The organism is Nonomuraea sp. NPDC004186 (genome assembly GCF_053603495.1).
The window spans coordinates 19,216-41,797 of the sequence record NZ_JBSGFQ010000032.1; the positions used below are offsets into that span (position 1 = coordinate 19,216).

General features: G+C 69.0%; 23 protein-coding genes. 10 read left to right on the forward strand and 13 right to left on the reverse strand.

The features are described from left to right. Positions 1-427 precede the first annotated feature (427 nt). From ACWEPL_RS25280 to ACWEPL_RS25290, 3 genes are all read right to left on the reverse strand, one after another. Positions 428-1,525 carry a hypothetical protein gene (locus ACWEPL_RS25280; RefSeq protein ID WP_363981093.1) on the reverse strand — a complete coding sequence of 366 codons (1,098 nt, stop codon included), beginning with the start codon at positions 1,523-1,525 and terminating at the stop codon, positions 428-430. Positions 1,526-1,841: 316 nt separating this feature from the next. Then, entirely contained in the window at positions 1,842-4,598 is a 2,757-nt protein-coding gene (locus ACWEPL_RS25285; protein ID WP_452437606.1) for a glycosyl hydrolase family 95 catalytic domain-containing protein, read from the reverse strand. Between the two features lie 329 nt (positions 4,599-4,927). Beyond that, positions 4,928-5,668, reverse strand: a complete 741-nt coding sequence (locus ACWEPL_RS25290) for a polysaccharide lyase (protein ID WP_452437607.1) — start codon at positions 5,666-5,668, stop codon at positions 4,928-4,930. 216 nt (positions 5,669-5,884) lie between these two features. Here ACWEPL_RS25290 and ACWEPL_RS25295 point away from each other — a divergent pair, with 216 nt between their 5' ends. Both ACWEPL_RS25295 and ACWEPL_RS25300 read left to right on the forward strand, forming a co-directional pair. Further along, positions 5,885-6,196, forward strand: a complete 312-nt coding sequence (locus ACWEPL_RS25295; protein ID WP_452437608.1) for a hypothetical protein — start codon at positions 5,885-5,887, stop codon at positions 6,194-6,196. After that, positions 6,172-6,588 (forward strand): DNA-binding protein, encoded by a 417-nt coding sequence (locus ACWEPL_RS25300; RefSeq protein WP_452437609.1) that lies wholly within the window; start codon positions 6,172-6,174, stop codon positions 6,586-6,588. The genes ACWEPL_RS25295 and ACWEPL_RS25300 overlap by 25 nt, the downstream gene beginning before the upstream one ends. Positions 6,589-6,604: 16 nt before the next feature. On the opposite strand, the gene ACWEPL_RS25305 is transcribed toward ACWEPL_RS25300, so the two are convergent. Both ACWEPL_RS25305 and ACWEPL_RS25310 read right to left on the reverse strand, forming a co-directional pair. After that, a complete protein-coding gene (locus ACWEPL_RS25305) occupies positions 6,605-6,964 on the reverse strand; it encodes a DUF4440 domain-containing protein (RefSeq protein WP_452437610.1) in 360 nt (119 codons plus the stop codon). 403 nt (positions 6,965-7,367) lie between these two features. Continuing rightward, complete coding sequence (locus tag ACWEPL_RS25310) at positions 7,368-8,114, reverse strand: MerR family transcriptional regulator (protein ID WP_452437611.1); 747 nt, start codon at positions 8,112-8,114, stop codon at positions 7,368-7,370. 41 nt (positions 8,115-8,155) lie between these two features. On the opposite strand from ACWEPL_RS25310, the gene ACWEPL_RS25315 reads away from it, so the two are divergent. Further along, positions 8,156-8,845, forward strand: coding sequence for a hypothetical protein (locus tag ACWEPL_RS25315; protein ID WP_452437612.1), 690 nt, complete (start codon positions 8,156-8,158; stop codon positions 8,843-8,845). A 79-nt stretch (positions 8,846-8,924) separates the two neighbouring features. Here the strand turns inward: ACWEPL_RS25315 and ACWEPL_RS25320 are convergent, their stop codons facing one another. Both ACWEPL_RS25320 and ACWEPL_RS25325 read right to left on the reverse strand, forming a co-directional pair. Beyond that, positions 8,925-10,220 carry an MFS transporter gene (locus ACWEPL_RS25320; protein ID WP_452437613.1) on the reverse strand — a complete coding sequence of 432 codons (1,296 nt, stop codon included), beginning with the start codon at positions 10,218-10,220 and terminating at the stop codon, positions 8,925-8,927. Continuing rightward, the gene (locus ACWEPL_RS25325; RefSeq protein WP_452437614.1) at positions 10,220-10,408 is read right to left on the reverse strand and encodes a hypothetical protein; all 189 of its coding nucleotides are present in this window, start codon (positions 10,406-10,408) and stop codon (positions 10,220-10,222) included. The genes ACWEPL_RS25320 and ACWEPL_RS25325 overlap by 1 nt, the downstream gene beginning before the upstream one ends. Before the next feature lie 105 nt (positions 10,409-10,513). Here ACWEPL_RS25325 and ACWEPL_RS25330 point away from each other — a divergent pair, with 105 nt between their 5' ends. Next, entirely contained in the window at positions 10,514-11,065 is a 552-nt protein-coding gene (locus tag ACWEPL_RS25330; protein ID WP_452437615.1) for a helix-turn-helix domain-containing protein, read from the forward strand. 17 nt (positions 11,066-11,082) lie between these two features. Here ACWEPL_RS25330 and ACWEPL_RS25335 read toward each other — a convergent pair whose 3' ends face one another. After that, positions 11,083-12,072 carry a DUF5937 family protein gene (locus ACWEPL_RS25335; RefSeq protein WP_452437616.1) on the reverse strand — a complete coding sequence of 330 codons (990 nt, stop codon included), beginning with the start codon at positions 12,070-12,072 and terminating at the stop codon, positions 11,083-11,085. A 92-nt stretch (positions 12,073-12,164) separates the two neighbouring features. On the opposite strand from ACWEPL_RS25335, the gene ACWEPL_RS25340 reads away from it, so the two are divergent. After that, complete coding sequence (locus ACWEPL_RS25340) at positions 12,165-13,013, forward strand: isocitrate lyase/PEP mutase family protein (RefSeq protein ID WP_452437617.1); 849 nt, start codon at positions 12,165-12,167, stop codon at positions 13,011-13,013. Positions 13,014-13,019: 6 nt separating this feature from the next. Here the strand turns inward: ACWEPL_RS25340 and ACWEPL_RS25345 are convergent, their stop codons facing one another. Next, positions 13,020-14,423, reverse strand: a complete 1,404-nt coding sequence (locus tag ACWEPL_RS25345; protein WP_452437618.1) for an oxygenase MpaB family protein — start codon at positions 14,421-14,423, stop codon at positions 13,020-13,022. Next, positions 14,420-15,157 carry a polyprenyl diphosphate synthase gene (uppS, locus tag ACWEPL_RS25350; protein ID WP_363981132.1) on the reverse strand — a complete coding sequence of 246 codons (738 nt, stop codon included), beginning with the start codon at positions 15,155-15,157 and terminating at the stop codon, positions 14,420-14,422. The genes ACWEPL_RS25345 and uppS overlap by 4 nt, the downstream gene beginning before the upstream one ends. 221 nt (positions 15,158-15,378) lie before the next feature. Here uppS and ACWEPL_RS25355 point away from each other — a divergent pair, with 221 nt between their 5' ends. Next, positions 15,379-16,674, forward strand: coding sequence for a cytochrome P450 (locus tag ACWEPL_RS25355; protein WP_452437619.1), 1,296 nt, complete (start codon positions 15,379-15,381; stop codon positions 16,672-16,674). On the opposite strand, the gene ACWEPL_RS25360 is transcribed toward ACWEPL_RS25355, so the two are convergent. Both ACWEPL_RS25360 and ACWEPL_RS25365 read right to left on the reverse strand, forming a co-directional pair. After that, a complete protein-coding gene (locus ACWEPL_RS25360) occupies positions 16,604-19,447 on the reverse strand; it encodes a BTAD domain-containing putative transcriptional regulator (protein WP_452437620.1) in 2,844 nt (947 codons plus the stop codon). The genes ACWEPL_RS25355 and ACWEPL_RS25360 overlap by 71 nt on opposite strands. Positions 19,448-19,531: 84 nt before the next feature. Continuing rightward, positions 19,532-19,831 carry a hypothetical protein gene (locus ACWEPL_RS25365; RefSeq protein ID WP_452437621.1) on the reverse strand — a complete coding sequence of 100 codons (300 nt, stop codon included), beginning with the start codon at positions 19,829-19,831 and terminating at the stop codon, positions 19,532-19,534. Between ACWEPL_RS25365 and ACWEPL_RS25370 the strand changes: the two genes are divergently transcribed. Together ACWEPL_RS25370 and ACWEPL_RS25375 are read left to right on the forward strand one after the other, a co-directional pair. After that, positions 19,824-20,402 carry a TetR/AcrR family transcriptional regulator gene (locus tag ACWEPL_RS25370; protein WP_452437622.1) on the forward strand — a complete coding sequence of 193 codons (579 nt, stop codon included), beginning with the start codon at positions 19,824-19,826 and terminating at the stop codon, positions 20,400-20,402. The two genes, ACWEPL_RS25365 and ACWEPL_RS25370, sit on opposite strands and share 8 nt — an antisense overlap. Positions 20,403-20,502: 100 nt before the next feature. Further along, positions 20,503-20,922, forward strand: coding sequence for a VOC family protein (locus tag ACWEPL_RS25375; protein WP_452437623.1), 420 nt, complete (start codon positions 20,503-20,505; stop codon positions 20,920-20,922). On the opposite strand, the gene ACWEPL_RS25380 is transcribed toward ACWEPL_RS25375, so the two are convergent. Continuing rightward, positions 20,913-21,536: a TetR/AcrR family transcriptional regulator gene (locus tag ACWEPL_RS25380; protein ID WP_452437624.1), complete on the reverse strand. Its 624-nt coding sequence runs from the start codon at positions 21,534-21,536 to the stop codon at positions 20,913-20,915. The genes ACWEPL_RS25375 and ACWEPL_RS25380 overlap by 10 nt on opposite strands. A 76-nt stretch (positions 21,537-21,612) precedes the next feature. Here ACWEPL_RS25380 and ACWEPL_RS25385 point away from each other — a divergent pair, with 76 nt between their 5' ends. Both ACWEPL_RS25385 and ACWEPL_RS25390 read left to right on the forward strand, forming a co-directional pair. Then, positions 21,613-21,978 carry an MmcQ/YjbR family DNA-binding protein gene (locus ACWEPL_RS25385; protein WP_350733490.1) on the forward strand — a complete coding sequence of 122 codons (366 nt, stop codon included), beginning with the start codon at positions 21,613-21,615 and terminating at the stop codon, positions 21,976-21,978. Positions 21,979-22,013: 35 nt separating this feature from the next. Next, on the forward strand, positions 22,014-22,529 hold the full coding sequence (locus ACWEPL_RS25390; protein ID WP_363981154.1) for a GNAT family N-acetyltransferase: 516 nt from the start codon (positions 22,014-22,016) through the stop codon (positions 22,527-22,529). Positions 22,530-22,582: the final 53 nt, after the last annotated feature.

Consider the following 22,582-nt stretch of genomic DNA (forward strand, 5'->3'; position numbering starts at 1 on the left):
CGTGCGTGTCCCGGGTCGCAGCGCTCGCGTGGCCGCGGCGTCTGTGGCCTGTCGCTGATGCTTTAGACGACGCTGCCGCCCGGAAATCATCGGTGCCCGCTCTACTGGCTGGTTGCGCGGTCAGGTACCGGGGTGTCTTGGAGCAGTGCGCGCGTCCGTACCGGTTAGGAGCGTCTTCTGTGAGATCCTCGCGTCGCTCGTCGAGTAGAGCGCGCTGCCGGACACCGACGATGAGCGGAAAGACCGCTGGTACGGGTACCCCTGGTGGGTGAGGTGACGAGGCTTGATCTCAGGCTCGTCCGGGCGGTGGGCCGGGGGTGATGTCCTTCGGGGGTGTGTGGAGCTTGCCTGTGACTTGGCCGCCGCGTACGACATGAGCCGGGCGTGAACGCGCCTCAGCTCTGCATGGAGTGACTGGGAATCCTCACTACCCGACGTACGGATAGGGCTCCCGCAGCTGCCTCTTGAGGATCTCGATCCCCGACTCCTTGGGGTCAAGGGCTTCGACGTACTCGATCTGGGGCAGCAGCATCTCGGCGTTCGCGGGGATCATGTTGTACCAGAAGCCCATCTGCTGGTTGAACTCGCGCAGGTACTGGCGGGCGCGCTCGTCGTCCTCGTTGTCCTCGCCGCCGGCCCACTCCCACAGGTCGTCAACCTCGAAGTCGCCGACGGCACTGGCGCAGTTCTCCTTGTACCGCCAGTAGAGTTCGCCGAACGAGAGAAGCACGTCGCCCGTCCGGCCTGCGTCGTAGGCGAGCGTCTTCGCGGTGCCGTGCAGCTTCCTGAGCGCCTGCTGGCACAGCTCCGCGGCCTGGCTGCCCCATACCTTGGCCAGCGCCTCCGAGTGCCCCTCGATGGTGGCCGCCAAATCGGCCATCCAATCGGCGGAGTTCTGACACACCACGCCGAGGTCCAGGAGAATCCGCGGACGACTCCGCTCGAAGAATTTCCTGACGCCGGCCGCGTTGTTGGTCGAGACGTCCTCCTCGCGCCACCGCTCGATATCAGAGGGGGACCGGGAACGGCCCGGATCCTGCTGCCCGTTGACGATGTTCCGCAGCTTGCCCATTTGGCGGTTGAACATTCCCTCAGCCGCGTCGTAGTTCAGGGCGGCGGCGTACACGAGCTGGCCGAAGCCGGCGTAGGACCGGAAGAACGTCTCCAACTGATCTCGGAGGCTTTCGAACTTCCGATCGAGCGCCTCCTGCATCCTGTCTGCGGATGCCCATGCGCCGTCCAGATCGATTTTCGCGACGGAATGGCCGCTGTAGGCACCCCAGACGACCTCCGAGACGTAGTGCCCGAAGGCCGCGCTCGGCGTGGACTCCCCGGACAGCGGCGAATACATTTCGTCGCTGATGGGTGGCGTCGAGCTGAGGTCGTCCGTGACGATTCGCGCCGAGCGCTTCTTGAGCTCCGCTCTGTTGACCTCTATCCCGCTCGCAGGCGACGGCCATGACCGGTCCAGCTCAAGTCCGCTGTGCCACTGCCTCCAGGGTTCGGAGCTGAGTGGTTCCTGCATGTACGTGTCCTTCCGGCGCGACGGGCGGACCACGACGGCCGGAGGAAACACCGCCGTTCTCGCCGCCTACATACATGTTATGCATGCCCGTGACCTGGCCGTCAAGATCGTGTAACCCCCGATTCCCCGGCTCTTCACCGTGGATCGCTCCAGGTTGTGAGCCGCCACCCGTGCCGGGAGCGGGCCGACGTCCGGTGAGGCGTAGGCCTGCGGAGATGGCTGGATCCTGGGCCTCGATCGCCTGGCCCCGCCCGGCGCGCTGAGCGAGTGCCATGCGGTCTACGACCTGTGGTTCAGCGAACGAGTGGGGTGATCATCAGTTGGTGATCAGGTCGAAGGATTCCCAGGGGCCGATGGCGTCGCGGTTGGCGATGAGCGCTGAGGATCCGGCGTTGTCGGCGCACACGTATTTGCCGTTGGCCTGGGCTTTGAGGCTGATCGTGCCGTCGGGATTGTTGATCTGCTGGAAGGTCTCCCAGGGGCCGATGGCGTCCCGGTTGGCGATGAGCGGTTGCGCCCCGGCGCTTTCGGCGGTGACGTATTTGCCGTTCGCCCTGGCCTTGAGGGCGACGTTGCCGTTGCCGAGGTCGGTGCGGTCGAACTGTTCCCAGCCGCCGACGGTCGTGCGGTTGGCGATCAAGGGCTGGGCTCCGGCGTTCTCCGCGGTCACGTACATGTTGTTGGCGCGCGAGCGCAGGCTGATCGTGCCGGACGGCGCTGACCCGGTCGGGAGGCCCAGGGTGGAGGCGGTGCCGCTCAGGGACTTCACGCCCTGGTTGGCGGCGCCGGTGAGCCGGGTGGTGGCGTACGAGCTGAGCGGCTTGGCAGTGCGCTCCACGACGTAGACGGACCCGGCGGCGGTGGCGAAGCCGATCTCCGCGCTCGAGCTCGTCGTGATGGTCGCGTTGTCGGAGGTACGGCGGACGCGGACCTGCTGGGTGCCCCACGGGTTGACCACGGTCGCCTGCTTGCCGTGCACGCTCTTCATGCCGACGTACTTGATCTCGCCGGCCTCCCGCTCGGAGCTGATCAGGAAGCCGTCCTTGGCCAGCAGGGTGAACTTGCCGGCGAACGAGGAGTCGGCCGGAACGGCGGGGAACACCCGGATCTTGCCGTTGTAGCTCTGCATGAGCGACTCGTTGAGGGCCGTGAGGTGCACGCCGAGGTACTCGAAGACGCCGTTGGTGTTGTTCGTCATGCCGTTCGGGTAGTTCTGGTACTTCTGCAGCATGGTCTTCATGCCGTTGTACGCCTGGTCGCCGAGGCCCAGCCGGGCGGCCTGCACGGCGTCGTTGGACCACACGTTGCCGTAGGGGAAGGGCCGCTGGTTCCAGGTGTTGACCGCGGTCTGGTGGTCGGGGAAGCCGATCCCCGTCATGTCGTACGGCCAGATCAGCTCGGCGGAGACGTTCTCGTTGTTCCTGGTCTGCGAGATCGGCGGCTGGTGCGGTTGGTAGGCACCGTTCGAGACCACGTAGGGCACCAGGTGGTCGAGCACATTCTGCCACGTGGACCGCAGCCCCGCGTCCACCCCGAGCTGCTCGCTGACCTGGATCGTCAGGGGGAAGATGCTGCGCACGGCGGCCAAATCGGTGATCGCGTTGCGGACGTTCCAGTACGTCTCGTGCGAGTTGGAGTTGGCCATGTAGTACGTGTTCGTGGCCGTGTCGTGGGAGAGCATGGCCGAGTAGAACTTCGCCGTCTCGCGCATGAACGGGTAGGCCACGTCGCGCAGGTAGTTCGCGTCGTTGGTGTACCGGTACCGCAGGTACATGCTGTACGCGGCCTCGTAGCCGGTCGACAGGATGTTCTTGGTGTAGTCGCTGTTGATCGTGCCGCGCGCGTTGCCGTCCCAGCCCATGGTCTCCGGCACCCACAGGCCGTCCACGTTGTACCGCGTCTGGGTGTACGACTTCAGGGCGTTGTAGTTCCTGGCGTACAGGTTGTTGTGCCTGTCGATGAGGTCGGGATGGTTGGAGGCGAGGAAGGACAGGTAGACGTCGCGTTGGTTCCAGTACCAGTACGCGTTGCTCCACTTCGTGTTGTCCTGGGTCGCCCTGAAGACGCCGTTGATGAAGTGGGACGGGTAGTTGCCGTAGCCGCCCGCGGCGATCATGTACGTGGACAGGTAATAGACGTTCTCCATGTAGTCCGCGTCGCCGGACAGGCCGGAATACTGGACGAACGACTTGGCCCAGAAGGAGTGCCACCAGTTGCGGTAGTTGGTGATCGTGGTCGCGTACCCGGTGGACTTCACGGCGGCGAGCTGGTTGCGGGCCTGCGCCACCGAGTCGCGGTTGGGGGCGTTGACCCGGCCGGCCGCGGTGAACCAGATCGTGTAGCTGGAGGTGGGCGTGATGGTGAGCCGTACCGTGCGGGAGTCGACGACCTGGGTGGAGTAGCTCGCGCCCTCGACCGTGGCGGCCAGCGTGTAGCCGAACCCGTTGGCGTCGGTCTGCCCCCGGCTCAGGCCGGCCGCGTTCGCGTCGGCGAAGGTGGAGACGGTCTTCCAGGCGTTCAGGTCGGGCACGTCGCCGCTGTTCGGGAGGTTCGCCGTGTCCCACATGCTCAGGTTCAGGGCCACGTTGGAGACACCGGTGCGGCTGTCGTCCACGTGGATGCCCATCACCTCGGAGTTCGGCGACCCCATGACGGTGACGGTGCGGTTCGAGTCGTACTTGGTGGTGAGGGTGCCGTCGTACAGGGACAGCCGTTGCTGGAAGGTGGTGTATCCGGTGTCCATGCCCGGGCTGGTGGCCAGGTTGACCAGCCCCGCCGCGAACGCGGACTGCTGGGACAGGTCCACGCCCGAGGTCTGCATGGTCAGTCCGTTCTGACTCCAGACCATCGCTCCGGTACGGCCGTTGCCCACGGTCATGCCGTACAGCGGGTTGGTGTTGGGCCTGTTGTAGACGATGTCGTGCTTGGACAGGTAGCCCGCGTAGTCGACGTCCAGCGTTCCCGTGGACTGGTCGAACGCGGCGTCGGTCGGCGAGGCCAGCGCGGGCGTCCCGGACAGCAACGCGCCGAGGAGCGCCACCAGGGGGAGGGAGCGTAACAACCTCTTCACCATGCTCACCTTTGGGGGGTTAGGAAGTGGCATGTCACGCGCAGTTAACATTGGGTGTTTCTTATCGTCAAGAGGCGATTAATAGATAAGAAACCTACAAAATCCATCAATATCCACCAGGTATGCCCTGCTAGCAGCGCATGTTTTGCATACGAGCTCGGGATATGTCCTGAAATATGCGACACATGGTGACGCTTATTGATCGGAGGTCTGATTCGGCGCCGAGTGGGCCGCGATCGTCACCGTGCCCGAGGGGGGCCGCGACATCGCCGACGCCCGGGGGCCGGTCGCGCTCGGCTCCTGGCCCCCGGGCCGGGTATGGCGTCGATGCGTCACCAGTTGGCGGGCTCTGCCAAGGAGTAGGAGGACGCGATCCTGGCGTGGTCGTGGTAGATCGACAGTACGCGCGGGCCGGCGGGCGTCCCGTTCCGCCAAGCCGTGCAGTAGATGCCTGACGACCAGCGGATCGTCTGCGATGTCTTGGGCAGCACTGCGACGCCGGTCCTGCTCCACACCTTCCGCCCGTTGACCCAGACCTCGAAGGCTCCCGCGGTGCTGTGGAACTTCAGGCGGGTGACGATCCGGATCCACGTGCCACGAAGGTTTGTGATCTTGTCGAGTGTGGCGGCGAAACCGCCCGAGCCGCCGATCCGGAGTTCGTCGTTCTGTACGAACATCAGCTCCCAGGGCCCTTCCGGATCCTCTGGCGACCACTGCTGGAAGGTGACGTTCTGGTTGTGGAACTGCCAGTTCGGCGGCAGGTAGATGGCCTGTCCGTAGTAGCGGTCCTGGCCCACGGCCTGGGTCCGGTTCTGGACGGTCTCGGAGTGGTACCCGCCGCCTTCGTCGAGGTACGTCTGCTGCGCCTCGATGGCGGTGGTCCCCTTGTACACGGGGCTGCTGACCGTACGGATCACGCCTTGCTTCTGGGGCTCTTGTGGGTAGTTGCTCCAGCCGGTCAGCGTTCCGGTGTCCTGGAAGAACACTTCGGCGGCGGTCGCCGAGCCTGCCGGAGCCACGGCGGGGACCGCGCACAAGGCAACGATGATGACGGTGATCATTCGTCGGCGCATGTGATCCTCTTCTGTGAGGGTTGCTGAGAGGCGAGTATCACACGCGTGAATTTATTAGTAAAGGTACTTAAAATATTTGCCTTGCCTGTGGCACGGCGAGCTCCTTCGGCAGGACGTCGCAAGCGGCAGCTCGCCGGACGGTCCGACGTTGGGGGCCGGTCCTCGCGCGCAGAGCAAGGACCGGAATTTTGCTACTTCGAGTAGTAAATTGAGCTTGTGAGCATGCCAGAGCGAGACTTCGCCCCGGGCGACGGGCCGGCCGCCAAGGTCAGTGTGTCTCTGAGAGCGGGCAACATTCGCGCCGTCCGAGAGCGAGTCGGGGCCCGCGGGTTTTCCGCCTACGTCGATGCCGCTGTGGAGCGCCAGATCGAGCGGGATCTCCTGGAGGAGGCCCTGCAGGCGAACGAGGCCGCTTCTGGGCCGATCCCACGGGCATTGCGTGATGAGGCGGCGGAGTTGTTCCGCCACGTCAAGTCGGCGCCTGAACTCCAGGAGGAGGACGGATGGCGCGCGCACGAAGCAGGTTGAGCGCGGGCACCGTCGTTCTCGACTGCGAAGGGCTCGTGAAGTGGTGCGAGGCCGATCAGCGGGTGACAGCGTTCGTACGGGAGGCGCAGGACAACGACTTTCGGGTCGTGGTCAGCGCCATGACACCGATTGAGGCGCAAGACGTCCGTGTCAAAAGCGATCGTCTCAGGTGGTATCTGTCCCGCCTGAAGATCGAGCCGGTGACCGAGGACATCTCGTCGCGAGCGATCGAGCTTCTCCGGGATGCCCGCCTGCACGGTCACAAGTACGCCATAGACGCTGTGGTCGCGGCCACCGCACTGCGCTCGGTGCGTCCTGCCATCGTTCTGACGCCTGACGCGGACGACATGAGCGAACTGTGCGGGAAAGCAGTGCAGGTGGTCCCCGTCTGAGACTGCGTGCCGCACCCTACATGGGTGTCTGGTGGAGGAGGACGACGCGCCAGCCCTCGGAGGTACGGCGGTAGACCGTCGACGCATGCCATGTGGACGTCTCATCGCCGATGGTGCTCGTCAGTTTGTAGGCCACCACGGCTCCTGCGTCGCCGAGCGGCTTGACCACGACATCGTGTGCTCGGTTGTACCGTTCCGGATTGCCGCTTCCCTTGACGTACATGTCGAGAACCTGCTGCCTGGACACGATTCCGTAATGTCCCATGGCTACGAAGTCGTCGGCGCAGTGCTCCTGGAAAAATGTCTCGTCATAGGCAGCGTCCGCGTCCAGCATCCGCTGCTCGAGTTCTACCAGGGTCTTCTCGGTGCAGCTCATCCAGCCAACTCCTTTTCGCGAGATGTGCGGCCCATGCTGTCAGCCGTACCTGACGTCCTCTGACAGGTACAGCCGCAGCCACCGGCTGCGGGAGCTGCGCGCGGGCTCCACCGGCGTCCTGGTCTCCCACCGGCTCGGCGCCGTCCGCCGGGCCGACCGGATCGTCGTCGTGCAGGACGGCCGGATCCGTGAGAGCGGCGACCACGCCTCCGGCGCGGCGGCACTGGTGATCGGGATCGTGCCGGCGCCGCGTGCCGCCGGGCATGCTGGTGCTGCGGGGAGACCATCGCCGCTCGGAGGACTCCAAGCAGTGGGGCCTGTGCCCGGCGGACCGGAAGTACGGAGTGGTGCTGAGGCGAGCACGTCACCGCCTGACCGGTCATCCGGCGACAGCGAGGAACGGTCAAGCGGCGCGGGTGCACCGCCGTGAGTTCACGGTCACCTCAAGGACGATGGCGTGAGCGCCGTCGCCGTCGATGAGGTGCTCCTCCACGGTGGGACCGGTGACCTCCAGGCGGTGGCGGTGCAGCCAGCCGAAGAGGTCCTGCCCGGCGCGGACCACCCCTGCCGAGGGCGGAACGACGGCTCGTACGACAGTGCGGGCAGGCAGGAAGAGCTGCTCGCCGGCGCCGTCGGTGGTCACCGCGACGGCGAACGCGCCCGTCGGCTCCCCGCGAAGCCAGGTCAGCAGGGCCGCCGGTGGTGCCGGGCAGACGGCGGCCAGTTCGGCGGGATGGTCGAGGCGCATGCGGCGGACGCGGAGTCGGCGCGAGTCCACCGCGGTCTGCTGAGGCAGGATCGACATCGGCACGGCGAGGTGGTCCTCGGCGTGAGCCGCGGTCGCGGCCAGCGTGGCGATGTCACGCCTGATGTTCGCCACGATCTCGGTGAGCGCCTGCCGCACCTGTGCCTCGGGAGCGTCCAGCAGATCGGCGATCTGGCGCAGCGGCAGGCCGAGACGCTGCAGCCCGCGGATGCGTTCGAGCCGGGACAACTCAGTCACGCCGTACCAGCGGTAGCCGGTGGTGCGGTCGACCGCGGCGGGAACCAGCAGCCCGATCTTGTCGTAGTGGCGCAGGGTCCGTTCGGATACGCCGGCCATGCGCGCCAGTCGCCCGATCCGCCACATGGCGTCCCCCTCTCCTGGCATGTTGACTTTGTCCCAGCGTCAGGGTTCTACCGTCACGGTCTATGACCGATCCGAACCCTCGGCGCCGGCTCACCGGTGTGCTGCTGCTGACCTCGCTGACAGCCATGATCGCCGGTACGGCCATCGTGGTGCCATCGGGGTTGACCCTGAATCCGTCCGACCCCGGTGCCGCGCTGGACGCGGTACGCGAGCAGGTCGGGCTGCACCTGACCGAGCTGGCCTTCGACGTGCTGGGCTGGCTGGCACTGGCCGCGGCCGGACTGGTGATGGCCGCTCGCCCGGCCGAGACGTCAAGACCGTATCTGGTGACGCTCGCCGGTGGCCTGCTGACCGGCGCCGGGCTGGCGGGCCTGCTTCATGACGCCGGAAACCTGGCACTGACCCAGCTGGCCGCCCGCCCGACCACCCCGGCGGCCGCCACAGTGGCCTTGGCCGTCCTGCACACCGCCAAATGGGCGGTCAATCTGGCCGGGCTGCTGTGGGTCGCCGCCACCGTCGCCGGCGCAGTGGGCCTCCCGATGCCCGCCGGGCTTCGTGTCACCGGCCTGATCGCCGCACTCAGCGGCCTGGCCGCGGTCGTGCTTCCGTGGACGACCGGGATCGCCGGCCCTACGGGGGCGCTGGAACAGCTCGGGTATGCGCTCCACCTGCCCGTCATGATCTGGTACGGGGTCCTGGGCCGGCGGTATCTGCGCAGGCAGCATGCCGTCGTTGCTGATCCTGATCTCTAAGAGGCCATCGACTTGTGGGCTGAGCACCGATCGAAGGCCCGTCAGGCCGTGCGCCTCACGGAAGCGATGAGACGCAGGGTCACCGGTGGTCCCCATCAGGATCCGTCCGGGTCGTCGCCACCTCGTGGTGGGCCGAACGGATGGCGGCTGACCTTGGGTCCGCCACCGCGCGTTGCGTCGAGCGGGCCTGCCGCGTCCGGTCCAGGAGGATGAACGGTACGGCGGTCGCGGCGAGGCCGGCCCCGATCAGGCAGACCGATGTGAGAGCGGCCCCTCGTGTGAGTGAGGCGGCCGCGAACACGGGGGTGATGCTGATGCCGAGCTGGAATGCCGACACGGTGGTGGCGCCGGCGAGGGTCGGCGCGCCGGCTGCGATGGCGAAGACGCGTCCGTAGACGGCGGGGTTCAGCACGAACGCGGCGACGCCGATCAGGAAGACCGTGGGCACCACCGCCCAGACCTGCTGGATCACGACAGCCATCACGACCGAAAGGATCACGATCGCGGCTGCGCCGGTGAGGAGCGCGAGGTGGGGGCGCCGGTCGGAGACGCGGCCGCCGATGGACAGGCCGACGAAGGCGCCGACCCCGAAGAGCGCGAGGATCGCCGGGATCCAGACCTCGGGGACGGCGGTGATCTCGGCGAGCATGGCGCTCAGATAGTTGAACGTGATCATGTACGCCGCGGTGGTCAGGATCGTGATCGCGTACATGCTCCAGAGCATCGGTTTCCGCATCGTGGCGAGCTCTCGCGAGACGCTGGGCCGGCGGGTGTCCGGGGCGGTGGCGGGGAGTCCGAGGAGGCAGCCGATGATCCCGGCGGCCGTCAGGACGACGACGGCCCAGAAGCCGCCGCGCCATTGGACGAAGTGGCTGAGCAGCGTGCCTGCGGGACCGCCGACGACCATTGCCGCGCTGAGCCCGCTGACCACGACTCCGGCGGCGCGGGCGTTCCGGCCCGGTGTCACCAGGCTGATCGCGGTCACCGACGCGACGGCGAAGAAGCCCGCGTAGGCGATCCCCGAAACCACCCTCGTCAGCAGCAGGACCTGGTAGTCGCCCAGCAGCCCGACGACGACGCCGGCGGCGAAGAGGCCCTGGGTTGCCACCAACGCGGTACGGCGAGGCCAATGCAGACTCAGCATGGCGAACGGTGGCCCGCCGATCACGACACCCAGCGCGAACGCAGTGATCAGGAATCCGGCTGAAGAGAGTGTGACGTCCAGATCGGCGGCCACGGCAGGCAGTACGCCGGCCAGCAGGAACTCGGCACTTCCCATCGCGAACAGGCTGAAAGCGAGCAGGTACACGCCGGCGGGCAACCTGTCGGAGGGAGTGCTCCGGGACGTCTCCGCGGACGCGGTGATGCCGCCCATCAGATCGCACCCACGGCAGCGGGCAGCTCTCGTTCCAGCAGCCAGGAGGTCATGCCGATGGCGGCGGCGGCGCCCGCGGCGGTGACGACCTGCGCCCGGGGGTTGACCACGTTCCCGGCCGGCAGCCCGGCGGCTCCACCGCCGATGACGATCGCGTCCCGTAGCGTCGAATCCGTTGTTGCGTTCATGCGAAGAGGATCGGGAGCCTGTCCCGGAATCGACAAACTTCGTTGCCGATTCCGGGACACGTTGATTGACTGCGTCCCGTGGAACAGCAACCGAGCGTCAGCGGGGTGATCGAGCAGATCGCCCCTCGGCTGCGACGTGCCCGCGAGAAGAAGGGCGTCAGCCTGGCCGACCTCGCGCGCGCCACCGGCATCTCGACCAGCACGTTGTCCCGGCTCGAATCAGCTCAGCGCAAACCGAGCCTTGAGCTGCTCCTTCCGATCACCGCGGCGCTGGGCATCCCCCTCGACGAGATCGTCGCCGCACCCCGGATTCTCGATCCGCGCGTGCCGCAGCAGCCCACCGGGAAGGACGGCCGGGTGCTGATCCCGTTGTCGCGGCATCAGGGCGAACCACGCGCGTACAAGATGACCATTCCGGCGCACGACGAACAGCCCCACCTGCGGACCCACGCAGGCTACGAATGGCTCTACGTGCTCCGCGGACGGCTTCGCGTGAGACTGGCTGACCACGACTTCATCATGGGAGCGGGCGAAGCGGCCGAGTTCGACTGTCAGATTCCGCACTGGTTCGGCGCTGCCGGGCGTGGCAGCGTCGAAGTGCTCAGCCTCTTCGGGAAGCAGGGCGAACGCATCCACCTCCGCACCGCACAGCGCTGACGCGGGAGCGCGGGGTTTCACGCCTGCGCCGTGAGCAGGGCGTCGGCGAGGCCGGTGCGGGCGTAGAGGACCGAACGGCCCGCTCGGTGAGTGCTGGTCAGGCCGGCGGCCCGCAGGGCGGTGAGGTGCTGGGAGACGCCCGCCGCGGAAAGGCCCGACCGTTGGGCGAGTTCGGTGGTCGAGGCGGGGGTGTCCAGTTCGGCCAGGATCAACGCCCGGGACCGGCCGATCACGGCGGCGAGGGCTTCCATGTGCGTATGTGTCCGGCGCTCCCACAACAGGCCGATCCCGCGCGCCGGGTAGGCCAGCTGCGGTGGTTCGGGCGCGACGGAGCGGGTCAGCACCCGCGGCCAGGCGAAGACCGACGGCACCAGGAGCAGCCCGGCCCCGGTCTCGATCCTGGTGATGGCGCAGTGCCGCTCTACCAGGTGGAGGCTGCCGCCGGCCCAACGCACCGTGTGGTGCAGCTCGTCCAGCGCCTGGGCCGTGCCCTGCTCGGCCACCTGGCGCCCCCGGTGGAAGATGTCCGCCTCCAGGACCGAGCGGATCCTGGCCCAGTAGGGCGCTATCGCCAGCCCCCAGTAGACCTCGATCTCCGCCACGATCCGGGGCAGGCAGCTCTGCGGGGTGCGGTGAAGGCTCCGCAGCCGGGAGGGCAGAGCGCCGTCGCGCTCTGCGGCCAGGCGATCGACGTCCTGCCGTACCTGCTCGGGGTCGGTGGCCTCGATGGCGGCCAGCTCGTCGGCAAGGCCGGGAGAGGAGGTCGTCGGCGCCGGGTTGAGGAAGTCGGGGAGGTGGCCGCTGGGCGGGATCATGTCGGCCAGCCAGCCGCGATCGAGGCCCGCGGCGGCGAGCCGGGGGCGTACCTGGTCGGCCCAGTTGCGGTGCGGGCGCGGCACGACCGCGGCGGCCAGCGCTCTGACGCTGGTGACGACTTCCCACATGGGCGAGACGGCGAACCGGGTCTCGGCCAGATCGTTCACCGAGAAGGCGAGCCGCGCCTTCATGCCGCCTCCATGATTCGGTCTCAGCTTAATCAGTGGATCCTCGACCCTCTGCCCAGCAGTATCCCGGAAGCAGGACAACGCGAAAGGCAGTCATGTTCATCTCCTCCTCCGTCGATGCCGCGACTCAGCGGAAGGCGCGGCAGTTCCGAGCCCTGAGCACCGAGCCCGTGCTGGTGCTGCCCAACGCCTGGGACGCCGCCAGCGCGGCCGTCATCGCCGCGGCCGGCGCCACGGCGATCGCCACGACCAGCGGTGGCGTCTCGTGGTCGCTGGGCCGCGGGGACGGGCAGCGGCTCGGCCGGGGCGAGATGGTGGAGGCCGCGCGGCGCATCGTGGACTCCGTCGACGTGCCGGTGACGGTCGACGTGGAGGGAGGGTACGGGCCGGATCCGGCGGATGTCGCCGCGACCGTGCGGGCGGTGGTCGAGGCCGGGGCGGTGGGCGTCAATCTGGAGGACTCCACGGCCGTCGGCGGTCCTCTGTTCGACGTGGCCGAGCAGAGCGCCAGGCTGCGCGCCGCCAGGGAGGCCGCGGCCGCCACGGCCCTGCCGGAACTGTTCGTCAACGCCCGTACCGACGTCTTCCTGTTCGGGATCGGTGCACCGGACGGGCGGCTGGGCGAGGTGCTGGAGCGGACGGAGGCCTACGCGGAGGCGGGAGCCGACGGCATCTTCGTTCCTGGCCTGCTCGACCTGGACGCGCTGAACACCCTCTGCGCGGCATCGCCGCTGCCGGTCAACGCGATGGCCGTCGCGGGTGGGCCGAGTGTCACCGAGCTCGCGCAGGCCGGGGTACGCAGGGTCAGCCTGGGCACCGGGTTGGCCCAGGCCGCGTACGCCGCGACCCGGCGAGCCGCCGCGGAGCTGCTCGGCACGGGAGGTCTCACGGCGCTGGACGGCTCGCTGGACTTCAGCGAACTCGACGTCCTGTTCCGCCGTTGATCGAAGCTAGGACAGGAGGGAGTCGTAGGCGACCGAGTGCCGCTGCCCCGACATGAAGGACAGGAACTGCCTGACGAAGGCGCCGCGCGAGTAGGCGTCGGCTCCGCCGGCCAGATCGCGGTGGAAGGCCGTGCGGAACAAGCTCTGGAACTCCTGCGCGTCGATCGCCTGGTCGTCGTCGCCGTCGGTGACGTCGAACAGCACGTCGGCGACCTTGATCAACCCTGAGCCGGGCAGCGAGACGGCCGAGGCGGCGTATTCCTGTCGTGTGACGCGCCCGTCGCCGTCGGTGTCGAGATTGGTCTGCAACTCCCGCCACCAGGTGGCGTAGGCGTTGTAGAGCCGCTCCTCGTCCTGTTCGTCCAGGTCGAGCCGGGTGGCGAGCTCTCTTGCCATGGCCGCCAGGTCGGGCCAGGTGAGGTAGCCGTCGCCCGTCTGGTCCAGGACCTCGGTGAAGAACCGGTCGGCCGAGCGGGTGGTCGGGTTGACGTCGTCGGGGGCCGGGGTGATGAGCCTGACCATGGCCGCGACCTGGCCGGCCTTGCGGCGTACGGTCTGCCATGGCCCGGAACCACCGTCGTGGCCGGGATCCAGCAGGCTCACGAGCGAGTTGACGTCCACCCAGCCGTCCGGGAGCACGCGGGTGGCGATTCCGGCGGTGAGGTACGCCCCGTGCATGAGCGCCCGCGCCCCCGGGAGGTCGGGCAGGGCGACCCGCCGGCAGAAGGGCTCCGGCAGCGACGCGATGGTGATCGCGGCGGCTACGGGGCCCGCCACGGTCCGGCCCGCGGCCCACACCGCGGGATGGTTGCGCAGCAGGGGCGGTGCGGGCACGTTGGCGAAGAGCCGGTAGAGGATGACGCGCACGGCCTCGGTGCTCTCCAGGCGGTGGTCGATCATGTCGTCGTAGTAGGACCAGAACTCCCGCACCGTCGCGGGGAGCCGGTCGCTGTCGCCCTCGATCAGGGCCAGGAACGCACGGAACTCGGCATAGAGCCGTTCGAGCGCGGGTCCGTCGAGCGACTCGCCGCTCAGCCGGTACATCGTCACCGTCGATTCGAACAGGGTCGCCACCACCCAGGCGCGGGCTTCGGCGTCCTTTCCGTCGTAGGGACGGCCTTGCGGGTCGGTGCCCGACATGCGGGCGTGCAGGCGGTTGAGGCGGGTCGCCTCCCGGGTGCGGACGTGCTGGTCAGGGTTGAGCACGCGCTGCATGCTCACCAAGGTGTTGCGCAGCCGCCGCCACGGATGCGCCACGAACGTCGAGTTTTCGATCAACGCGGCGCCGATCTGCGGATGCGCGGCCTCCAGAACCGTGGCGCGGGTCACCGCGAGGCCCCACCGCGCGTCGTTGACGAGGCGGCGCAGCATCGAGTCCGGCCCGAAGGCATCGGCGGTGCTCTGGCTCATCGAGATTCCTCTCCCGTGGCGGCGGTCGACTGACGGACATCGCCGAACCGGCGCTGGCGCGATCGGTAGGCGTCAAGGCATTCCCAGAGGTGGGTCGCGCGGAAGTCCGGCCACAGCACCTGCGGGAAGACCCACTCGGCGTAGGCCACTTGCCAGAGCATGAAGTTGGAGATGCGTTGCTCTCCGGAGGTGCGGATGACCAGGTCCACATCCGGCGTGTCGGAGTAGGGGAGATGCCGGGCGAAGGTGGCCTCGGTGACCTGCTCGGCCGGCACGTCGGCGCGGATCAGCGAGCGGGCGGCCTCCACGATGTCGCGGCGCCCGCCGTGATCGAAGGCGACCGTCAGTGTCATCTGCCTGTTGTCGCTGGTGAGCGTCATCAGGTCGGTGATGTCGCGGACCAGGGTGGGTGGGATCCGCGGATCGGACATGCCCAGGAACCTGCACCGGACGCCCCGCGCGTGCAACGCCGGTGCGTGCTTGCGGATGGCCCGGCGCACGAGCCTCATCAGGATGTCGACCTCGCCCGCCGGCCTCCGCCAGTTTTCGGTGGAGAAGGCGTACAGGCTCAACCACCTGATGCCGGCCGAACGCGCCTCCTCGATGATGTCCACGACGGCGGCCTCCGCCGCCTCGTGGCCCGCGGTGCGCGGCAGCGATCGCTGCGCGGCCCACCGCCCGTTTCCGTCCATCACGCAAGCCACGTGACACGGCAATCCGCTGACGACTTCCATAGCTGACCGTAACTATACCATTACCTGTGGTGACGGTGGCGGGCAGGCGGGTTTCATGCGGAGATCATGCGCCCCGTGATCGATCGTGGTCAGTGACGTCAGTCGCGCTACGGAGGTAACGCATGAAGCACATCCGACACGCAACCGTCCGCCTCGTGGGCCGGGTCCGCATGGGAGGCATGTACACCTACTGGAACTTCTGGAACTAAGAGGGCCGACGAGTGACGCACGCACCTGGTTCGGAGCGGCCCCCCGGGCCCCGAGGGCACTGGTTGTTCGGCAACACCGAGGAGTACGACCGGGACAGGAACGGTTTCCTGGAACGGTGTCACCGTGAATACGGGGACGTCTTCTCGTTCGACGCCCGCACCATCGTGGTGTCCTCACCGGATCAGGTGCATGCGTTGCTCACCAGGACCAACCGAGACTTCCTGGCCGAGAATTCGCCGCTGGCGGGAAACACGGACACCGAGCGGATGGCGGCCGACGCCGAGCTGTGGACGACGACCCGCCGCGCCGGCTGGCAGGGGCTGCACAGGAGGGTCGCGCAGGCGCACGCCGAACGCCTGCGGGAGATCTTCCTCAAGACCGTCGGTGACGGGGACATCGACGTGCTCGCCACGATGGCCGACTTCTTCGGCCGGGCGACCGCCGACTTCTGCCTGAGCGCGGACGCGGAAGGCGTGCCGGAGACGCTGGCCGAGAGCGTCGCGGCCATCGACCCCCTGTCGCGTGACTCGCTGCAGCTCCCGCCGTGGTGGCCGTCGCGCAAGGTGCGGCGCTTCGCCCGCTCCCGCAAGCGGCTCCTGGCGCTCATGACCGACATCGTGCGCCGCCGCCGCTTGGCCGGGGACTCCGCCGCCCAGGACCTCCTCGGCGTGCTGCTCGCCCCGGGCGATCAGCAGCTGTCCGACCTGCAGATCGAGCGGTTCCTGCGCGGGATCATGCTGGCCGCCCTGGGCGTCCCGGCCGCCGCGCTCACCTGGATCGTGTACGAGCTCAGCACGCGACCCGACGTGCTGGCCCGGCTGGAGGCCGAGGCCGCGCCGGCCGGCGAGGTCCCGGTCATGGGGGACCTGCCGTACACCGAGGCGTTCGTCAAGGAGGTGCTCAGGCTGTGGCCGCCGACCTGGCTGATCGGCAGGACCGTACGTCACGACACCGAGCTCGACGGGTGGCGTCTCAAGACGGGGGATCAGGTGCTGTTCAGCCTGTATCGGCTGCATCGCGATCCGCGCTGGTGGTCCGACCCCGACCAGCTGGTGCCGGAACGGTGGCTGGAGCCTCGTGCCGCGCCCGTCAGGCACACCTACCTGCCCTTCGGCGCCGGGCCGAGGGTGTGCGTGGGGACCCAGCTCGGCATGATGCAGCTGACGTTGGCGACGGCCTGGCTGGTCAGCGGCATGAACCTGGCGCGGACGCAGGAGCAGGCGATGGTGCCCGACTTCAGCGGTCTGCTGGTGCCGCGTGACCTGAGGGTCCGGCTGGAGCGGAAGGCGGTGCGGCAAGGCGCCTGATCTTCTCCTGGACGTTCCCGGCTTCGACCGCGCGGTGCTGCTTGTGGTAGAGATCGAGCGCTCGCTGCCAGGCGTCGCGGGCGGCGGCGGGCCGGCCCGTTTCGTGGTGGACGTCGCCGATGCGGACGAGGGTGTCGGCGCGCTGGTAGGCGTTGCCGAGTTCCTCGCGTAGTTCGAGGCATCGGCCGTAGTAATCGAGCGCCTGGTCATGTTGTCCCGCCCAGTGGGCGATGTAGCCGAGGCTGTCGAGGGTGGCGGATTCGCCGTTCAGGTCCTCGTGCTTCTGGAACAGCTCCAGAGCCTGCTCGCAGTACGACCGCGCCTGCGGGTAGTGGCCGAGCTTGGCGTGGCACCAGCCGGCGGCGCTGAGCGCGTTGGCCTCCCAGAGGGGGTCTCGGAGTTCGCGCTGGAGGCGCAGGGCGTTCTCCACGTGCGGGAGCGCGCGCTCGGGTGCTCCCCGCTCCAGCCAGGCGAACCCGAGGGTGTGGCTGGTGTGCGCCTGCCCGGCGAGGTCCTCCTCCTGCTCGAACAGCTCGAACGCGAGCAGCAGGTGCTCCAGGCCGTCGTCGGCCCGGGAGTCCTGCGCGTAGGCGTACCCCAGATACCAATGGGAGAAGGCCCGGGGGCCCGGCTGGCCCAGCCGCTCGGCGGCGGCCAGGGCCGTCTCCCAGGACCGGGTGCGCAGCTCGTGCTGGCACCGCTTGTGGTACGTGTCCATCGCCCACGCCAGCCGCCAGACGGCCGCGTCCAGGCCCAGCCTCTCGGCGTGCCGCTGAACGGCGATGAGGCTGGACTGCTCGTCCTCGAACCACGCCCAGGCCGACGCGGCGTCCTCGAACTCCTCCCGCGCGGCCTCGCCGGAGATCCGCGCGGCGAAGGGACGGTTGGGGTTCAGCAGCCGGTCGCCGGCGCACGCGGTGAGCACGTAGGCGTCGACCAGGCGGGTCAGCGCCTCCGCCCGCTCGTGATCGGGCAGGTCGGACTGCGCGCGTTCGGCGGAGTAGAGGCGGACCAGGTCATGCGTGCGATACCGCCCGGGACGGTGCTGCTGGATCAGGTTGGCGGCTTCGAGGTGCCGCAGCGACACCCTGGTGCGGGAGGCGGGCAGGCCGGCGAGCGCGGCGGCCGACCGCAGGCTGATGTCCGGCCACGGCGCCAGACCCAGCAGCGCGAACAGCCGGGCGGTGCCGGGGTGGAGGGCCTCGTACGAGGACTTGAACGCGGCCCGCAGGTCCGCGTTCAGATCACCGGTCTGCAGGGCGTCGAGGCGGGTGGCGGGGCTGCTCAGCTCCTCGGCGAGGACCGACAGGGGGAAGCCGGGGTGCATGGCCGCGCGCGCGGAGAGCACGCTGATCGCGAGAGGGAGGCCGCCGCTGTGCTCCACGAGGGCGGCCGCGCTGTCGGGATCCGCGCCGATCCTCGATTCGCCCAGGTGGTGGCCCAGCAGGCGGCGCGTCTCGGCGGGCGTGAGGGCGTCCAACCCGATCAGGCTCGCGCCGCGGGTGGCGTTCAGGCCCGGGAGGCGGTTGCGGCTGGTGATCACGACGACGCAGCCGGGGCTGCCGGGCAGCAGCGGCTCGACCTGCGCCACGTCGCGGGCGTTGTCGAGGACGACGAGCAGGCGGCGGTCGGCGACCAGCGACCGGTAGAACCCGGCCTGAGCCTCCTCGCCGGCCGGGATGGCCGCCGCCGGGACACCGAGAGAGCCGAGGAAATGGCGCAGCGCCACATGGGCCGGCAGGGGGTCGCTGCCCGGGTCGAACCCGTGGAGGTTGACGTAGAGCTGGCCGTCGGGGAAGAGGTCGCTGTTGTCGTGCGCCCAGTGCAGGGCCAGCGAGGTCTTCCCCATTCCCCCGGTGGCGCTGATGGCGGCGATGGCCACGCTGTTCCTGGTCCGGTCGCGGGCGAGGCGGTCCAGCTCGGCGCGTTCGCGTTCGCGGCCGACGAAGTGCGGTGGCGGAGCGGGCAACTGCCGGGGGATCGGCGAGAGCACCGGACGTGGCTGGGGTTCCGGCGTGCTGTCGGAGGTGAGGATCCGCTGGTGAAGCTGTTGCAGATCGCGTTCGGGCTCCAGCCCCAGCTCCTCGCTGATCCGTTCGCGCAGTCTCCGGTAGACCGCCAGGGCGTCGGCGCGCCGGCCGCTGCGGTGCAGCGCGAGCATGAGCTGACCGTGCGCCGACTCGCGCAGGGGATGGTCCGCGACGACCGCGGTGAGCTCGGTGACGGCTTCGGCGTGCCTGCCCGTCGCGAGCATGGCCGAGCCCCGCTCCTCCATCGCTTCCAGCCGCAGCTCCTCGAGCCTGGCCACTTCCGCCGGGACGAAGGAGCCGTCGATCCCCACCAGCGGCGCCCCGTGCCATAGTCCCAGCGCCTCGTCGTAGCGGGTCACCGCGGTCTCCGGGTCACCTGCGGTCGCCGCCTTGCGGGCCCGCGCCACACCGTCGAGGAACCTGGCCAGATCGAGCTGGTCGGGTGCCAGCCGCACGACGTACCCGGGCCGCTGCGTACGGATCAGCTCGTCCCCCGCGGCGGCGCACGTCTTCCTGAGGTCGGAGATCAGCATCCTGACGCGGGAGGAAGGGGAATTCGGCAGCGGCTCGCCCCACAGCGACTCCGCCAGCCGCTGGACGGACACCACGCGGTTGGCGCTCAGCAGCAGGATCGTCAGCAACGCCCCCTGCTTGCCGGTCAGGACGACGTGTCCGGTATCGGTCTGGAGCTCCACCGGGCCGAGAAGGCGGAACCTGGCCCGCGTCAGACCTTCAGAACTCACCGGCGACCTCCAGCGGAACCAGCTCCCCGACGTGAGGATAGTCGAGGCTTGATCACCGTCCCTTGGCGATCAGCCGGCCTGGCGTCATGGCAGAGAGGCGCGGGCCTCCAGCCGGGCCGGCACCCCGGGCGGCCGGTACGGCCATTCGAGGTGGCCGTCGGGCGCCATCAGGCCGAGGACCGTTTCGTAGTCCTGCGCCAGGCCCGCCCGCAACACGCGTTCGACGACCTCACGGGGCCGGTTCTCGCAGGCCGCGAAACTGCCCCCCGACGAGCTGGCGCCCGGCACGCCCGACGAGGTCGCCGACGCTCTGCTCGCCCTGCTCCACAAGCGGCTGGTCGGCGAGCCGGTCGCCTCGCTGGCCGTGCTGCGCTCGATGCTCACCCACGCCGACGCCGCCGAGGACTTCCGCGCCGCGGCCATCCGCAGGCTCGGCCAGTTCACGGCGGTCATCCCCGGCATGGACGCCGAGCTGCGCGCCGGCGTGGTCAGCGCGATCATCCACGGTGTGCTGATGGAGCGCTACCTGCTCCGGCTGGGCCCGCTGGCGGACGCCGGCTCCTGCTCGGGCTCGTCACCCACCTCGGTGCCGTCCGGCAGGACCCTGACCTCCTCGTTGTTGATCTCATCGGTGAGATCGCACGACTGGCTGGCGAGCCCGGTCGTCGCGCTCGAGGCGCACCTGCACCACGAACTTGTCGAACCGCTTCGGCAGGTTGAACGATCTCGTGTCCCAATTCGCGCTGCAGGTCCAGCCGGCGGCGTGCGCGGGGGACGAGACGAGGACCACCCCGCCGGCCAGGGTCGCGGCGGTCACCGCCACCGCCGCGTTGGCCCCGCGTCCACACTTCTGCGCGGAGCATCCGCACCGGATTCGCATTTCTCAATTGGCGCGGTGCGGTCGCCGCCGGACCTGCCGTGTTTACTTCGCTGTCATCCGGATCTTTCATTATGAAATGAGTGCGGCGCAGGCCGGTATCGGCCGCTGAATCACCGTCCAACCATGGAACCGCAGGTGGACAGGGGGATTCGGGGCGGCAGAAGCGGAGGTATGCATGGACGTGCGGCTGGACCATCTCGTCTGCTGGGTCTCCGACCAGCTCGATTCCCTGCATTTCTACGAGCAGGTTATCGGCCTGCCGGGGGTGCGGGTCGAGGCGTTTCGCGAGGGAAAGACGGCGTTTCCGAGTGTACGGATCTCGGCCGAGACCATCCTCGACCTGATGGCGTATGACGCCTCCATGGGAGTGGACGAGGGCACCGGGGTCAAGGGCAGCGCCGGGCATCCGATCAATCACTTCTGCCTGGCCGTCGGAAAGGAGGATTTCGACGAGCTGCAGGTCAGGCTGAAGCGGCACGGGGTCGAGATCACGGGCTCCGGCGTCAACTCCTTCGGCGCGCAGGGCATCGCCCCCGAGACGATGTTCTTCCCCGACCCCGACGGCAACGTGCTGGAGGTGCGCTACTACGAGTGACGGCGCAGCTTGGCCCGGGCGGCGCGGCGTACGAGGGGGCCCATGTCCTCCAGGGCCGTCACCAGGCCCGCCAGGCTCTCCAGGGCGTCGAACGCCTGGTTCGCACCGTCCGGGTCCACTCCCTCGTACAGCTCCAGGCCCACGAACGCCGCCGCCGTGGCCTTGGCCAGGCCCGCCACGTCCACGAACTCCGCCAGCGGCGACTTGGCCAGCACCCTCCCCAGGGCCTGCTCGACCTCCTCGATCCACAGGTTGAGGCCGGTGGTGGTGGCCGGTGCGAGTTTGGGATCGGTCTGGCCGCCCGCGAGGACCTGCGCGAGGGCGGCGACGGTGCCCTCCGCCCGCTCCTCCGCGTGCAGCGCGCGGCCGAGGTCGAGGAGCTCGCGGAGGGTGGTGACGGCGGCGAAGCGGGCGCGGTAGAGGGCGATGCGCTGCTTGGAGCCGTGCTCGACGGCGGCCGCGAGGAGCTGGTCGACACTGCCGAAGTGGTAGAAGACGAGGGCCTGGTTGACGCCCGCCGCCGCGGCGATCGTACGGGCGGAGACGCCGGCGATGCCGTGCTCCTTGAGCGTCTCCAGCGCGGCATCGAGCAGTTTGGTACGTGTGTCGGCCATCGGCATCACGTTATCGGGAACGCCGCCCTCGGGGCCGCGGTCGGAACTGTCGGTCGGGTTTGGTAGACAGGCGGGCATGGGTGTGAGCGTCGATGAGTTCCTCCAGTTGCTGGACGAGCTGCCCGGGGTCCGCATGAGCCACGGCGGCGAGTGGATCGGTCTCAAGGTCCGCGACAAGGGCTTCGGCTACCTGTGGGAGGCGACCGAGACCGTCGGGCTCAAGGCCACGATCGAGGAGCAGATCGCGCTGGTGGCCGAGCGGCCCGAGGTGTTCGAGGTGCAGTTCACGGCCGGGCGGTTCGGCTGGGTGGTGGTGCACCTCGACAAGATCGACTCTGACGAGCTGTTCGAGCTGGTGGCCGAGGCCTGGTGTCTGACCGCGCCGAAGGCGATGGTCGCCGAGTTCGAGGCCGCGCATCAAATCGGGCAGGGCGCGTTATAGGTGCATTACGGGTAATGTCGGGCATTGTGGGCGTTGTGCGCGTTCGGTTGCGGGAGTGGCGGGCGGACGACGCGCCGGTCGTGCTGAGGGCCTTCCGGGCGCCGGACCTGCGGACGCAGGCGTCCTGGCCTGTCGTCACGCTCAAGGACGCCGCCGGGTGGATCACCGCCTGGCAGGGGGTGGGCCACGCGTTCGCCGTCACGGTCGAGGGCCCCGAGGGTGAGCAGGTGGTCGGAAACGTCGCGGTGTCCCGCCTCGACGAGCACGACAACGGCTGGGTGTCCTACTGGGTCCTGCCCGAGGCCAGGGGGCGCGGCATCGCCGCGGCGGCCACCGGGGAGCTGGCCCGGTGGGCGTTCGGCGAGCTGGGGCTCTACCGGCTGGAGCTGGGGCACCGCGTCAACAACCCGGCGTCGTGCCGGGTCGCCACGAAGGCCGGGTTCCGGCCGGAGGGCATCGAACGCGGCAAGCTCCGTCACGACGGCGTCCGTCACGACGTCGAACGCCACGCTCGCCTGGCCACAGATCCCCCGCTCCAGACCGGCGAGTGACGCTGAGCGGGCCGCGTCGCGCTATTGTCCGCATGCATGCTCGACCCGATGGC

Coding starts and splice junctions, on each gene's coding strand:
- ACWEPL_RS25280 (WP_363981093.1), bottom strand. CDS start 1,525: ATGCAGGAACCACTCAGCTCCGAACCCTGGAGGCAGTGGCACAGCGGA.
- ACWEPL_RS25285 (WP_452437606.1), bottom strand. CDS start 4,598: ATGGTGAAGAGGTTGTTACGCTCCCTCCCCCTGGTGGCGCTCCTCGGC.
- ACWEPL_RS25290 (WP_452437607.1), bottom strand. CDS start 5,668: ATGCGCCGACGAATGATCACCGTCATCATCGTTGCCTTGTGCGCGGTC.
- ACWEPL_RS25300 (WP_452437609.1), top strand. CDS start 6,172: ATGGCGCGCGCACGAAGCAGGTTGAGCGCGGGCACCGTCGTTCTCGAC.
- ACWEPL_RS25305 (WP_452437610.1), bottom strand. CDS start 6,964: ATGAGCTGCACCGAGAAGACCCTGGTAGAACTCGAGCAGCGGATGCTG.
- ACWEPL_RS25310 (WP_452437611.1), bottom strand. CDS start 8,114: ATGCCAGGAGAGGGGGACGCCATGTGGCGGATCGGGCGACTGGCGCGC.
- ACWEPL_RS25315 (WP_452437612.1), top strand. CDS start 8,156: ATGACCGATCCGAACCCTCGGCGCCGGCTCACCGGTGTGCTGCTGCTG.
- ACWEPL_RS25320 (WP_452437613.1), bottom strand. CDS start 10,220: ATGGGCGGCATCACCGCGTCCGCGGAGACGTCCCGGAGCACTCCCTCC.
- ACWEPL_RS25325 (WP_452437614.1), bottom strand. CDS start 10,408: ATGAACGCAACAACGGATTCGACGCTACGGGACGCGATCGTCATCGGC.
- ACWEPL_RS25335 (WP_452437616.1), bottom strand. CDS start 12,072: ATGAAGGCGCGGCTCGCCTTCTCGGTGAACGATCTGGCCGAGACCCGG.
- ACWEPL_RS25340 (WP_452437617.1), top strand. CDS start 12,165: ATGTTCATCTCCTCCTCCGTCGATGCCGCGACTCAGCGGAAGGCGCGG.
- ACWEPL_RS25345 (WP_452437618.1), bottom strand. CDS start 14,423: ATGAGCCAGAGCACCGCCGATGCCTTCGGGCCGGACTCGATGCTGCGC.
- uppS (WP_363981132.1), bottom strand. CDS start 15,157: ATGGAAGTCGTCAGCGGATTGCCGTGTCACGTGGCTTGCGTGATGGAC.
- ACWEPL_RS25370 (WP_452437622.1), top strand. CDS start 19,824: ATGCTCACCCACGCCGACGCCGCCGAGGACTTCCGCGCCGCGGCCATC.
- ACWEPL_RS25375 (WP_452437623.1), top strand. CDS start 20,503: ATGGACGTGCGGCTGGACCATCTCGTCTGCTGGGTCTCCGACCAGCTC.
- ACWEPL_RS25380 (WP_452437624.1), bottom strand. CDS start 21,536: ATGGCCGACACACGTACCAAACTGCTCGATGCCGCGCTGGAGACGCTC.
- ACWEPL_RS25385 (WP_350733490.1), top strand. CDS start 21,613: ATGGGTGTGAGCGTCGATGAGTTCCTCCAGTTGCTGGACGAGCTGCCC.